Annotated in this window: 12 protein-coding genes; 7 read left to right on the plus strand and 5 right to left on the minus strand. The window is 63.7% G+C overall.

Going from position 1 to position 13,144, the window contains the following annotated elements; genetic code table 11:
- Window positions 1-205: 205 nt before the first annotated feature.
- The 3 genes from NKJ04_RS00410 to NKJ04_RS00420 all read right to left on the minus strand — a co-directional run bounded on the left by NKJ04_RS00410 (window position 206) and on the right by NKJ04_RS00420 (window position 3,013).
- Window positions 206-925 carry an MBL fold metallo-hydrolase gene (locus tag NKJ04_RS00410; RefSeq protein WP_352672777.1) on the minus strand — a complete coding sequence of 240 codons (720 nt, stop codon included), beginning with the start codon at window positions 923-925 and terminating at the stop codon, window positions 206-208.
- A gap of 53 nt (window positions 926-978) precedes the next feature.
- Window positions 979-2,145: a diphosphate--fructose-6-phosphate 1-phosphotransferase gene (locus NKJ04_RS00415; protein WP_352672779.1), complete on the minus strand. Its 1,167-nt coding sequence runs from the start codon at window positions 2,143-2,145 to the stop codon at window positions 979-981.
- A 100-nt stretch (window positions 2,146-2,245) separates the two neighbouring features.
- Window positions 2,246-3,013, minus strand: coding sequence for a L,D-transpeptidase (locus tag NKJ04_RS00420; RefSeq protein ID WP_128302753.1), 768 nt, complete (start codon window positions 3,011-3,013; stop codon window positions 2,246-2,248).
- Between the two features lie 238 nt (window positions 3,014-3,251).
- On the opposite strand from NKJ04_RS00420, the gene NKJ04_RS00425 reads away from it, so the two are divergent.
- Window positions 3,252-3,374: a hypothetical protein gene (locus tag NKJ04_RS00425; protein ID WP_128302752.1), complete on the plus strand. Its 123-nt coding sequence runs from the start codon at window positions 3,252-3,254 to the stop codon at window positions 3,372-3,374.
- Between the two features lie 96 nt (window positions 3,375-3,470).
- Window positions 3,471-4,094, plus strand: a complete 624-nt coding sequence (locus NKJ04_RS00430; protein ID WP_128302751.1) for a LysE family translocator — start codon at window positions 3,471-3,473, stop codon at window positions 4,092-4,094.
- Window positions 4,095-4,146: 52 nt separating this feature from the next.
- Here the strand turns inward: NKJ04_RS00430 and NKJ04_RS00435 are convergent, their stop codons facing one another.
- Window positions 4,147-6,936 (minus strand): autotransporter family protein, encoded by a 2,790-nt coding sequence (locus NKJ04_RS00435; RefSeq protein ID WP_352672782.1) that lies wholly within the window; start codon window positions 6,934-6,936, stop codon window positions 4,147-4,149.
- Window positions 6,937-7,162: 226 nt separating this feature from the next.
- Here NKJ04_RS00435 and NKJ04_RS00440 point away from each other — a divergent pair, with 226 nt between their 5' ends.
- Together NKJ04_RS00440 and xylB are read left to right on the plus strand one after the other, a co-directional pair.
- Window positions 7,163-8,485 (plus strand): tetratricopeptide repeat protein, encoded by a 1,323-nt coding sequence (locus NKJ04_RS00440; RefSeq protein ID WP_352672784.1) that lies wholly within the window; start codon window positions 7,163-7,165, stop codon window positions 8,483-8,485.
- A gap of 82 nt (window positions 8,486-8,567) precedes the next feature.
- A complete protein-coding gene (gene xylB, locus NKJ04_RS00445; protein WP_352672786.1) occupies window positions 8,568-10,022 on the plus strand; it encodes a xylulokinase in 1,455 nt (484 codons plus the stop codon).
- A 197-nt stretch (window positions 10,023-10,219) separates the two neighbouring features.
- Here the strand turns inward: xylB and NKJ04_RS00450 are convergent, their stop codons facing one another.
- Window positions 10,220-10,582 (minus strand): nuclear transport factor 2 family protein, encoded by a 363-nt coding sequence (locus NKJ04_RS00450; protein WP_352672788.1) that lies wholly within the window; start codon window positions 10,580-10,582, stop codon window positions 10,220-10,222.
- Between the two features lie 112 nt (window positions 10,583-10,694).
- Between NKJ04_RS00450 and xylA the strand changes: the two genes are divergently transcribed.
- The 3 genes from xylA to NKJ04_RS00465 all read left to right on the plus strand — a co-directional run bounded on the left by xylA (window position 10,695) and on the right by NKJ04_RS00465 (window position 13,136).
- Window positions 10,695-12,020 carry a xylose isomerase gene (gene xylA / locus NKJ04_RS00455; RefSeq protein ID WP_352672790.1) on the plus strand — a complete coding sequence of 442 codons (1,326 nt, stop codon included), beginning with the start codon at window positions 10,695-10,697 and terminating at the stop codon, window positions 12,018-12,020.
- 252 nt (window positions 12,021-12,272) lie between these two features.
- A complete protein-coding gene (locus NKJ04_RS00460; protein WP_127289632.1) occupies window positions 12,273-12,749 on the plus strand; it encodes a GNAT family N-acetyltransferase in 477 nt (158 codons plus the stop codon).
- A 177-nt stretch (window positions 12,750-12,926) separates the two neighbouring features.
- Window positions 12,927-13,136, plus strand: a complete 210-nt coding sequence (locus NKJ04_RS00465; RefSeq protein WP_352629929.1) for a hypothetical protein — start codon at window positions 12,927-12,929, stop codon at window positions 13,134-13,136.
- Window positions 13,137-13,144 lie beyond the last annotated feature (8 nt).

Consider the following 13,144-nt stretch of genomic DNA (forward strand, 5'->3'; position numbering starts at 1 on the left):
CCGTGCGGGGAAAATCGGTCATCGGCGTGTCGAGGTCGCAATTGCCCGTCTCGCCTACATGGCAGCCAACCGGATCGACGGCCTTGCATCTAGGGCGCGGATTCGCCCGATTTAGGGTTTTAGGGCGACCTTACGAAGATTTAATATCCGCACGGCGGCAGCGTCGCAAAGTCGTCGGGCCCCGCCTTGCTGCCTCGCTGGAGCCTCAGCCACCGGCGGTTCGCTCGAGATAGGCCGTGGCAATCTCGCGCATGCGCTTGCCGTCGAAGCTCGGTCCGTGTCCTCCGTGACCGATGCGGATCGGCAAGTCGAGCAGGCGCTGCATCGTGCTGACATAGGCGGCTCGGTCGGAATCCGGCAGGTCGTCGATCAGCATGGCGTCGTAGATGGCATCGCCGCTGAAGAACAGGCCGTCGACCTCGTCGAACAGCGCGATCGAATCCGGTGAATGGCCCGGCAAATGCAGCACGCGAAATTGCCAGTCGCCAAGATCGACGACATCGCCCTCGTCCAGGGTTCGCGTCAAGGGCGCGGGCGGGATCCTGTAGTCGGCCGACTTCCATCCGGGCGCCGGCAGTTTCGAGACGGCACCCTCGAGGTCATGAAACATGTAGGCGTAGGTCGCCGCCTCATCCATGCTCTCGAATTGTTCCGCGCTCATCCTTGGCCCGGCCCGCAACGGGAATTCATGCAGCGAGCCGACATGGTCAAGATGGATGTGGGTGGCGACGACCAGCAGCGGCTTGCCGTCCGCCGTCTCGATCTGCGGCGCCAGCGGACAGATGCCCATGCCGGTGTCGACCAGCAGGTCGGCATCGCGACCGCGCAGATGCCAGATATTGGCCCGAACATAGGCATGCACGAAGGGCTCGGTCAGCATCGTCGTCTTGTCGTCGACGACGCTCCTGCTGAACCAGCCTGGCATCAAGTGTGAGTCCGGCATGAGAAGCGAGCCGGGCATCAAGTGTGAGCCCGGCATCAGACGAAGGGCTTCCCGACCTTGTACTTTTCCGGCACCAGCCGCTTGAGATAGGCCATGCCGGCATCCGACAGCTGATTGACCTCGGGCTTCATGAAATCGCCCGGCATGTGGCGTGTCTTGCCGGCGACGTTCTTCAGCGGCACCTTCTTCAGCACCGTTCTGGTGCCGTCATATTGCAGCGCCACCGAACCGCCGCCCTGTTCGGCGACAGTGACGGCAAAAGCGCCGGCATCGAAGGCCTCCTGCGCGTCGACCGCGCTGATGGCGCCGATATAGCCGCGCGGCATGTAGCCTAGCGCATCGACGCGGGCCCGCTTGCCCGGCAGGCCTTCGGCCAACGCGCGCTCGAGTGCGGCCGGCAGGTCGCTGCCCGACAGCTTGACGTTGCCGTGCGCGTCGCGCTCAAGCTTGTCCGGCGGCACCAGGCTTTCGACCAGGGCCTTGCCGTCGGCGGTGCTGACCCCTTCCGAAACGGCGACGATGCAGCGCTTGTGGCGATCGAGCGTGGCACGGACGTCGTCGATGAAGCCGGCGGCTGAGAATGGGCGCTCGGGCACGTAGACGAGGTGCGGGCCGCTGTCGGCGTCGAGTTGCCAGGCAGCGGCGGCCGCGGTCAGGAAGCCGGCATGCCGGCCCATGACGATGCCGACATAGATGCCGGGCAGCGCACGGAAATCGAGATCGACGGAGAGGAAGGCGCCAGCGACGAACTCGGCCGCCGAAATGAAGCCCGGCGTGTGGTCGTTTTCCTCGAGATCATTGTCGATGGTTTTTGGCGCATGGACGAAGGCGATCTTGCCGCCGGCGGCATCGGTCAGGATCTGCTGCGTACCCGACGTGTCGTTGCCGCCGATATAGATGAAGGCGTCTGCGCCGGTCTTCTTCAGGCCGTCGAGGATGACGTCGCAATAGGCGGCATCGGGCTTGTCGCGGGTCGAGCCGAGGGCGGCGCTCGGCGTGCCGGCAATCAGCCGCAGCCGGTCCTCGGGGATGGCGGAAAGGTCGACATAATTGCCGTCACGGATGCCGCGCACACCATGGATGGAGCCCAGCACCTTGGCACCGGGATGCCGCTTGCGGATCTCTAGCGTCGCTCCGACAACCGTCTGGTTGATGACGGCGGTTGGGCCGCCGCCCTGCGCGATGACAAACGTTCCAGCCATGCTTGATTTCTCCCGGCGCGATGGTTTTCAAGGCACCTTGGCCTGTCTTGCCGCATCGCGCAACGGGAGTTTCGAGCGGCGCCAACACGCCGCATAAGCGTCAGACGACGACGACCGGATTTTTCTTGGAGACGCGGCTGTAGAGGTCGATGATGTCCTGGTTGATCAGGCGCACGCAGCCCGACGACATCGCCTGGCCGATGCTCCACCATTCGGGCGAGCCGTGGATGCGATAGCCGGTGTCCTTGCCGTCCTGGTAGATGTAGAGGGCACGCGCGCCGAGCGGATTGGTGAGGCCGCCGGGCTGTCCGGCTTGCCATTTCACCAGTTCAGGCTTGCGGGCAATCATCTCCGGCGGCGGCGTCCAGGTCGGCCATTCCCTGCCGTACTGGATGTTGGCGCGACCCGACCAGCGGAAACCATCCTTGCCGATGCCGACGCCGTAGCGAATGGCGTCGCCACCCGGCTGGACGAGATAGAGCATGCGCTCCTTGAGATGGACGACGATGGTGCCGGGTGCCTCGCCTGTCGTGTCGACGACAATCTGGCGGCGGAATTCCGGCTTGACCTTCAGATACGGCACTTCCGGCACGTTGAAGCCACCATCCGTCATCGCGGCATACATCACGCCGGGGCTGGTGATGTTCTTGTCGACGCTGATGCTTGGCCGGATCGGCCGCACGGAACCCGTGGTGACGTCGTCGAGCTCGAGCGCCGGCAGACCCAAGCCCGAGGTCGAGCAACCGGCGGCGCTCAGCAGCGCGAGCGCCCCTGCCCCGGACAGGATGGCACGGCGGGAAAGATGATGATCGGTTTCGATTGCGTCGCCATTTCGCGGCGGCGTCAGACCTTCCGGCAACTCACGCATATACCCAGACCCTACGCTGTCGGCGGGAAGCACGGTCCGGCCGGATAGCGGGCATTTTCATCATTCATGGTTGATAAAGCGTGAAGACCTTGCACAGCCTGCATTTGCGCATGGCCTTGACGATGTTCGACCTTCTTGCCTGAGCTTGAACGAAGGCTGCTGCACAAAAAGACCTCGGCCGGGTCATATTCCCGGCGCCGGCGTTTCCTACTCCTCGAACCATCAGCGAGGGCCCTCCATGTGCAAGACCTTAAAAACCGACATCAAGCTTTTTGCCGCTGCCATTGTCGCGGCGGCAACCGTTCTCGGTGCCAATGTCAGCCTGGCCGATATCGTGAGCACGCCGAGCGGCGCGAACTGACACCGATCCGCCGCTGGCGCAGTCAGGTCAATCGCCTCTTTACATTCTCCCGGGCCTAAGGATTTATCCTCTTCTTTAAGCTCAAAGGAGATGAGCATGTCCTTCGAAAACTGGGCCGCCTTCGCTGCCGCATCGACGATCCTTCTCATCATTCCGGGTCCGACCATCCTTCTCGTCGTGTCCTACGCGCTGGGCCAGGGCTGGCGCACCGCCTTGCCGATGGCGATCGGCGTGGCGCTGGGCGACTTCACGGCGATGACCTTGTCGATGCTGGGTATCGGCGCGCTGCTGGCGGCTTCGGCGACCGTCTTCACCATCCTGAAGCTGATCGGCGCCGGCTATCTGATCTATCTCGGCGTGAAACTGTTTCGCGCAGGCGGCGCGCTGAAGGCCGAACCGCGCACCGACGCGGTCTCCTCGGCCAAGATGATGGCGCACGCCTGGCTGGTCACCGCGCTCAATCCGAAAAGCATCACCTTCTTCGTCGCCTTCCTGCCGCAGTTCCTCGACCGGTACGCCGATTTCTGGACGCAGATGCTGATCTTCGAGACGACCTTCCTGGCGCTCGCCTTTGCCAATGCTTTCGGCTATGCGCTGATCGCCTCACGCGCACGCAACGTGGTGCGCAATCCCAAGGCGATCCGCATCTTCAACCGCACCGGCGGCACGCTGCTGGTTGGCGCCGGCATCGCCACGGTGGCGATGCGTTCCAGCAATTAGGCTCTCTGTCTGACCGTGACCCCGAAACTGTTTTTCGGGGTCATGACCGGCCTTACCATTTGACGCTGAACCCCAGATTGCCTTCGAGGATCCGACGCTCGTCGCCGCCGAGATTGGTGGTGTAGTCGCCGGTGGCGAAGATGCTGACCTTGTCCGTCACCTTGGCGATCACACCGCCACCGAATTCGAACGAGGTCGATCTGCCCTCGGTGGAGATATCGGTGGTGTCGAAATTGACATGGCTCGTGCCGCCGAAATCGTGCCAGATGTTGGCCTTGAGGTACGGCTGCAGCGCCATGCCATTGATCGTTGTTTCGCCTTGCAGCCGTGCGCCGAGCCGGCCGGTCACGCTGCCGTCCGTATCAAAGGAAACCGAAGCAAAGCGGTCTGACGCATCGTCGAGCGACAGTTGCTGCCAGACCAGTTGCGCCTGCGGTTCAAGCGTCCAGCCTTGCCCCAGCGCGATGGGATAGCCGCCTTCCAGCGAAGCGGTGATGCCGGTCCCGCCGACATCGATGCCGATGTCGCGCGACGATGTTGCGTTTCCGCCGAAGAAGGTGGCCATGAGGACGCCGTCCAGGTACCAGCCACCCTGACCGATCCGGGTCCAGTAGCCGCCGACGCTGGTGCCGTTGATATCCATGCTGCCGACGGACAGATTGTCCCAGCCCAGCGCCTGGCCGCGCACGTCGCCATTCATGCTGGCATAGGCGACGAACAGGCCGGCGCGATCGGTCTGGCCCGACGCGGTTTCGCGGCCGAACAGATCGAAGCCCGCCTGAAGGCCGAACAGGGTGCCGTCGAAGGACGGCGATACCGTTCCTGAATACGCCATCTTGCTGTCCTGACCGAAGATGCGGCCCCAGACCGGCGACAGCTCGGTGTTCGACAACAGGCTCTGCTCGCCGCGCCGTTCGTGGAAGGTGCCGAGCGTCGTCATCGCCAGATGTTCGGCGACCGGCGGCAAGGCCGAATAGACCGGAACCTCGATGCGATAGAGCAGGATCTCCTCGCCCGCCGCTGGTGTCGGTAGGTCGGGCACCTCCGTTGGCACCACCGGCGGCGGCGGGGGCGGATCTGCCACTGGTGCCGGCGGTGGTGCCGGTGGTGTCGCGGGCGGCGGATCGGTCGGCACGACCGGCGGCGCCGGATCAACCGGATCGGGGTCGCCGGGGGTGGATTCCGGCGGCGGCGGCGGCGCAGGGTCGATGGGCGGCGGCGGCGGCGGTTCGGCCGCCGGCGGCTCAGGTTCCGGCGGCGGAGCAGGTTCCAGCACCGGCGGGGCTGCGGCCGGCGGGGCCGGCGTGTTCAGCGTCGAGCGCAGGTACCAGTTCTCCTCGCTGCCGGCGCTGACGCCGCCCTTGAACAGGTAATATTCGAAGGCACCGGCGGCGACCGGGGCGTCGAGCGCAAATGTCGTGGCGCCCGAGGTGGCGCCGTTGATTGCCTGGACGACCATGATGCCGTCCTGCGTGGTCGCAGCCCCCGCGCCGCCGAGATTGACCACGGAGATGCCGGTCGAACCGGAAGCCGTTCCGCTCGACAGGACCAACTTGTCGGATGCGGAGGAATCGTCACCGAGCTCGGTCTGGATAAGCAGCAGGCCACCCAGGCCGACATAATTGCCCGAAATCGTCAGGCTGTCGGTGGCACCGGTGCTGCCATTGGTCAGGTCGATGCGTCCGGCATTGGTGACCTGCGCCAACTGACCCGCCGTAAACGCCTGGATCGCCGCGTTGAAACCGCCGCCATAGAGCGTGCTTGCGGCATCGACACTGAGCGAACCTGTGCCGGTGCCGCTGTCGCCGAGCACCAGATTGCCATCGAGCGTCAGCTCGGTGTCATTGGTGGCGTCGATGCTTTCCCAGTTCTGGAGCCGGCTGATCCCATCTAGTTTGACGTTGTCCAGGGTGAGCGCGTCGGTGCCGAGACCACCCGATATGGTATTCGTGGCACCGAGATTGGCGTTGGTGAGGTTGCTGAGTTCGGCGGTGTCGTTGTCGCCGCCGAGATCGACGGAACCATAGATGATGCCGCCACCGTTCCAGACGAAACTGTCGGCGCCAAAGCTCATCAGTATATCGCCACCGACCGTACCGCCGGTGACCGTGACGCTGTCGTTGCCGCCGCTGACGCTGATGTTGCCGCCGATGGTGCCGCCCGACAGGATGATCGTGTCCTTGTCGAAGCCGGTGACGAGGTTGCGGTCGATGGTGCCGCCGGACATGTTGAAGTAATTCTGATCGAGCTTCATGTTGACGCGGCCGATGCGGCCACCGGTCATCACGGCACGGTCGCCATCGTCGAAGAAATCGACGATGCGCCCGCCGGTCATGGTGAACGTGTCCAGGCCATCGCCCTGGTTGAGCGAACCGATCTGGCCGCCGCTCATGTTGAAGTCGTCGATGCCGGCGCCCTGCTGGACATTGCCGGCGACGGTACCCGCGCCGATGGTGAAAAAATCGGTGCCGCCACCCTGATCGACGGTGCCGGTGATGGTGCCTGACTGCATATCGATGCGGTCCGTGCCGACGCCAAAGGTGACATTGCCTGATATCTGCCCGGTGCCCCCGGCGGGAAAATTGAGCGTGTTGTCGCCATCGGGATCGGCGAGGCTGCCGCCTGAATCGCCGCTGTCGCAGGTGTAAACGGTGTTTCCGGCGGATGGACCCAGCACGCATGCGGCAAACGCGGCGGAGTTGGGCAGCAACGCAAAAGCCGTAGTTGAGAGGATGCTAATAAGCCACGGGTGTAGCGGATGCGGCTTTCGCCGTAGCGAAGCAACTGCCACCTGCACATCCTCCGAATGACTGTTCGGAAGTGAGTTCTTCATATGCCGCATCGCGTCCCCTCTCGATTCGCGATTTCCAGCCCCCGCCAGTCGCCGTAATGAAGACACAATTCATTCGATTTTACAAAGCCTAATCTGCCCCGCATGGTTGCTAAACTGCAAAGACTACTCAAATGACCTGGCGTAGCGCGCGGTTGGCGTTGCCGTGGCCCATGCTTTAGGATCGGTTTGGGCCGAAGGATCGAGGGCCTGTCACGGGTCGACAGAAGGACATCGCATGGCAACCAGGGACGCATTCGGCCTGGCATTTTCGGGCGCCACGGAGGCGGGATTCACCCCCTACAGCCAGGCAGTGCGTGAACTGCAGTGCTTCATCGGCGATCCCGTAGCCTCCGTCGACCGCGCCATCGCGGAAGATCCCGGCTTCGTCATGGCGCATGTCTTCAAGGGATATCTGTTCGGCCTCGCCACCGAGCGGGAGGCGACGGCCGTGGCCAAGGCCTGCCATGAGGCCGCACTGCCGCTTGCCGCGACCACGCGCGAGCGGGCGCATGTCTCGGCCCTCGGGCATCTCGCCAGCGGACGATGGCATCAAGCCAGCCGCATTCTCGAGGACATCACCATCGAGACGCCCCGCGACGGGCTGGCGCTGCAGGTCGGCCACCAGATCGATTTCTTCACCGGCAATGCACGCATGCTGCGCGACCGCATCGCACGCGCCCTGCCGTCATGGCAAAGCGGCATGCCCGGCTACCACGCCATGCTCGGCATGCAGGCCTTCGGGCTGGAGGAAATGGGTGATTATGTCAGGGCCGAGCAGCTTGGCCGCGCGGCGGTCGACATGGAGCCGCGCGATGGCTGGGCCCAGCACGCCGTCGCCCATGTCATGGAAATGCAGAGCCGGCAAAGGGATGGCATCGCCTGGATGCAGGCCAACCCGGAAGCGTGGACAAGGGAGAGCTTCCTGCAGGTGCACAATTGGTGGCACCTGGCGCTGTTCCATTACGATCTCGGCGAAACCGACGCGGTGCTGGCCCTCTATGACGGCCCTATCTACAGCGTACAATCGACGATGGCGCTCAACATGGTCGATGCCTCGGCAGTCTTGTGGCGGCTCGCCCTCGGCGGCGTCAATGTCGGCGACCGCTGGGCGGCGCTCGCCGCCAATTGGCACAAGGCCGGCGCCGGCAATTATGCCTTCAACGATGCCCACGCGATGATGGCCTTTGTCGGTGCAGGGTTCGATGCGCCGGCCCTCGCTTTGCTCGAGGCGCAGCGCGAGGCCATGCGTGGCAGCGACGACAATGCGGCTTTCACGCGGGATGTCGGCCATCCGCTGACGCTCGCCATCAAGGCATTCGGTGAGGGCAGCTACACCGAGGCCGTGCGCCTGATCCGGCCGATCCGCTCGATCGCTCATCGTTTCGGCGGCAGCCACGCCCAACGCGATGTTATCGACCTGACGCTGATCGAGGCAGCGTTGCGCGCCGGTGAGGGTGCGCTGGCCAGGGCGCTCACGGCCGAGCGTTCGATGGCGCGGCCCGACAGTCCGCTGTCAGCGCTGTTTGTGCGACGCGCCGCCGATTTGTCGGAGAATTGACCCGAAGCGGATCTTGTTTTAAAAACTGGCCAAGTCAGATTTTTTCGAGACCCGAAAAAATTAACTGGCGTGGGAGGAAGACATGTATCTGGGCCTCGATCTCGGGACGTCGGGCGTCAAGGCGCTGCTGATCGATGCCGGGCAAACCGTCATCGGTTCCGGCCACGGTTCGCTTGATGTTTCACGGCCGCATCCCGGCTGGTCGGAACAGAATCCCGAGCACTGGATCCGGGCCTGCGAAGACGCAATCGCCGAACTCAGATCCTCCCATCCGGATGAACTCGCGGCAGTCAAGGGCATTGGCCTGTCCGGGCAGATGCATGGCGCCACGCTGCTCGACGCCGCCGACAAGGTGCTGCGTCCCTGCATCCTGTGGAACGACACGCGCAGCCATGCCGAGGCGGCCGTGCTCGACGCCGATCCGCGCTTCCGCGCCCTGACCGGCAACATCGTCTTTCCCGGTTTCACCGCGCCGAAACTTGCCTGGGTGAAAAACAACGAACCCGCTCTCTTCGCCAAGGTCGCAAAAGTGCTGCTGCCCAAGGACTTCCTGCGGCTCTGGCTTTCGGGCGAACACATTTCGGAAATGTCGGATTCTGCCGGTACCTCCTGGCTCGATGTCGGCAAGCGGCGCTGGAGTACGGACCTGCTCGCAGCGACGTCGCTCGACGAGAGGCAGATGCCGTCGCTGGTTGAGGGTACGCACAAGGCAGGCGCACTGCGCAGCGAATTGGCATCGAAATGGGGCGTCCAGGCCGGCATTCCGATCGCCGGCGGCGCCGGCGACAATGCGGCCTCGGCCTGCGGCATGGGCACGGTCGGCGCCGGCCACGCTTTCGTCTCGCTCGGCACATCGGGCGTGCTGTTTGCCGCCAACGCTTCCTACCTGCCCAACCCGGCAAGTGCCGTGCATACCTTCTGCCACGCGCTGCCGAACACCTGGCATCAGATGGGGGTCATCCTGTCGGCGACGGATTCGCTCAACTGGCTGTCCGAAATCACCGGGAAGAGCGCCGGTGAATTGACCGTTGAGCTCGGCGACACATTGAAGGCGCCCAGCGGCGTGTCCTTCCTGCCTTATCTTTCGGGTGAGCGCACACCCTACAATGATGCCGCCATTCGCGGCGCGTTCACCGGGCTGGCGCATGAATCGAGCCGTGCCGTGCTGACCCAGGCCGTGCTGGAGGGTGTGGCCTTTGCCTTCCGCGACAGCCTCGAAGCGCTGGCCAAGGCCGGCACGAACTTGACGCGGGTGACGGCGATCGGCGGCGGCTCGCGCTCGCACTACTGGTTGAAGGCGATTGCCACCGCGCTTCAACTGCCTGTCGACATTCCCGCCGACGGCGATTTCGGCGCCGCCTTTGGTGCCGCACGGCTCGGTCTGATTGCTGCGACGGGTGCCGATCCGCTTGAAGTCTGTACGGCACCGAGAACGGATGCGACGATCGAACCGGACGCGGCCCTTGGCGGGGTCTATGCCGACGCCTATCAGCGCTACCGGGCGCTTTATCCGGCAATCAGGGCTGTAACCGCGTGAGTCGGCGCGAGGCGCCCCCCTCTGCCCTGCCGGGCATCTCCCCCGCAAGGGGGGAGATCAGCAGCTTTGACGGCGGCGCCAGTCTTGCAACGTGGCTAATTGGCGAAGGCGCGGATGCCCGCCAATCTCCCCCCTTGCGGGGGAGATGGCCGGCAGGCCAGAGGGGGGTGCCTCGTACCTGCTTTACCCAGAAGAGTTCACTGCGCAGGCACCTTGTCGAGAAAGCCGGTGACGCTCTTGAGGCGGCCGTTCTCGATGATTCCGATGTCGGTACCTTCGATCACCGAAGGCGTCCCCTCAGGTCCGAGATTCCACGAGAAGCGGATCATGTCGGCAAAACCGTCCGGCGTGCCCTTCAGCGAGAACCGGAAGCCGGCAAAGCGCTGCTGCACGCCGTCGATCAGAGCCGCGACGCCTTCATGGCCGTCGCCCTGCATGAGCGGATCACGATAGCTGACGTCTTCCGTGAAGGCCGCCTTGAGCAATTCGGCCCGGCGGCCGGCATCGCTTTCGTTCCAGGCGGTGATGTAGTTCTGGGCGATCTTGGTGAGGTCGGTCATGGTCTGTCTCCTTCATTTGACGGTTTTGACATGACCCTTTTCGACCAGCGCTGGCCTGAAACCAATTACGCCTGAGGTAATGGCGGCAGAACTTTGTGAGAGGACAGAAATCATGAGCAGCGGATTTTTCGGCGACATCAAGAAAATCAAATATGAAGGGCCGGATTCGACCAATCCGCTGGCCTATAGATTCTACAATCCCGACGAGGTCGTCGCCGGCAAACGGCTGGAAGACCATCTGCGCTTCGCCGTCGCCTACTGGCACTCCTTTGCCTGGCCGGGCGGCGATCCGTTCGGCGGCCAGACCTTCGACCGGCCGTGGTTCCCCAAGGCAGGCGGCACCGACACGATGGAGTTGGCCAAGCTCAAGGCCGATGTCGCCTTCGAGATGTTCTCGCTGCTCGGCGCACCCTATTTCTGCTTCCACGACGCCGATGTGCGGCCGGAGGGCAAGGACTTTTCCGAAAGTGCCGCGCGCCTCGATGAGATCGCCGATTACTTCGCAGGCAAGATGAAGCAGACCGGCGTCAAGCTGTTGTGGGGCACGGCCAACCTGTTCTCCAATCGCCGCTTCATGTCGGGTGCGGCCACCAATCCCGATCCGGACGTCTTTGCCTACGCGGCGGCGACGGTAAAAAGCTGCATCGACGTCACCAAGCGGCTGAAGGGCGAAAACTACGTGCTGTGGGGCGGGCGCGAAGGCTATGAGACGCTGCTCAACACCGACCTCGCGCGCGAGCAGGAACAGGCCGGCCGGTTCCTCAGCATGGTCGTCGACTACAAGCACAAGATCGGTTTCAAGGGCGCGATCCTGATCGAGCCGAAGCCGCAGGAGCCGACCAAGCATCAGTACGATTACGATGTCGCCACCGTCTACGGCTTCCTCAAGCGCTTCGGGCTGGAGAAGGAGGTCAAGGTCAATATCGAGCAGGGCCACGCCATCCTGGCCGGCCATTCCTTCGAGCACGAACTGGCTCTGGCCAATGCGCTCGGCATTTTCGGTTCGATCGATATGAACCGCAACGACTACCAGTCGGGCTGGGACACCGACCAGTTCCCCAACAACGTGCCGGAAATGGCGCTGGCCTACTATCAGGTCCTGCAGGCCGGCGGCTTCAAGACCGGCGGCACCAATTTCGACGCCAAGCTGCGCCGCCAGTCGCTCGATCCGCAGGACCTGCTGATCGGCCATATCGGCGGCATGGATTCTTGCGCACGCGGCCTGAAAGCCGCGGCCCGCATGGTCGAGGACAAGGCGCTATCGGCGCCGCTGGCCGAACGTTATGCCGGCTGGAACACGGCCGAGGGCAAGGCGATGCTCGCCGGCAAGCGCACGCTGGAGGATATCGCCGAGCGCGTCGTCAAGAAGAAGATCGAGCCGCAGCCGAGGTCCGGTCGCCAGGAACTGCTGGAAAATATCGTCAACCGCTACGTGTAAGGCGCGCGCCGCTCCATCTCTGGACCGACATCCGACACCACTGGCTGAAAGCCGCCGCTATCGCCATCTGCTAGTCAGCCCACTTCGCACGAGGCTGCCGGGGATCGCACAGATCTTCGGCAGCCAGCGTGTGATCAAGATGCCACGCGTGTCGCCGAAAGAGGGCCCGTGCGGCAGCCTTTATTTTATGCATGTCGCCATCCCAAAATCGCTGTGCGCTTTTGGGCGACATGCATTGGCGGGAGACGGAAAATGGCAGAGGATCGAATCATCGTGCGCCCGGCGCAGGCGAGCGATATTCCGGCGTTGAAGCAGGTGCTGCATGAAACCTTCGAAGGCACATGGCTGCCGAACATCACCGAAGCAGCGGCGCGGCGCTATGTCGAGACGGATATTGGCGGGCGCTATGTCGACCAGAGCTGGCCTGAATTCGCCGTTGCCGAGATCGATGGCGAGGTCGCCGGCCTGATCCATTGGCGCGCGGATTTCATCGAGGCCCTGCACGTCATGGCGTCCCGTCAAGGCCAAGGTGTCGGCCGCAAGCTGCTTTCCCATGCCGAACAGGCGATCGGCGCCGCCGGATTGGCGCAGGCGCGGCTGGAAACCGACACGTTCAACCTGCCCGCACAAGCACTCTACAAGGCGGTCGGCTATATCGAAAAAAACCGCTATCCAGACGACGAATGGGACAGTGGCTTCACCACGGTGCTGTTCGAAAAGCGGCTGTAGATTTCTCCTTGACCTGACCTGCCAAGGCGCAGGAACAGCTTTGCGCATGGCCCGGTCCCGCGACATGGTTTTGCCCTTCGACGCCCTTCAATGACCTCGCTCTTGCCTTCAAACTGCCGTCACGAATCTCGTATAAGACTGGCTCGTGGCGGGAGAGGAAGAAGGAGGCGAACCGATATGCAGAACGAACGTGAAATCGACGCCCTGCTCTCACCTGGCGAGGCCGGATCGATCATCGATAGACTGATGGCAATGCCGCATCCGAAGGATGGCACGCGCCGCTCGAACGAGTGGGACCGCGCCGTCGCCAGCCGTTTTGAGACCCACCTTGCTAAACAGATGCGCTCGCAGATCGATGGCGGCAGCGGCCGTCAGGACGCGGCCTGATCTTTCCG

The organism is Mesorhizobium sp. M0618, from assembly GCF_040320765.1.
Classification (GTDB): Bacteria; Pseudomonadota; Alphaproteobacteria; order Rhizobiales; family Rhizobiaceae; genus Mesorhizobium.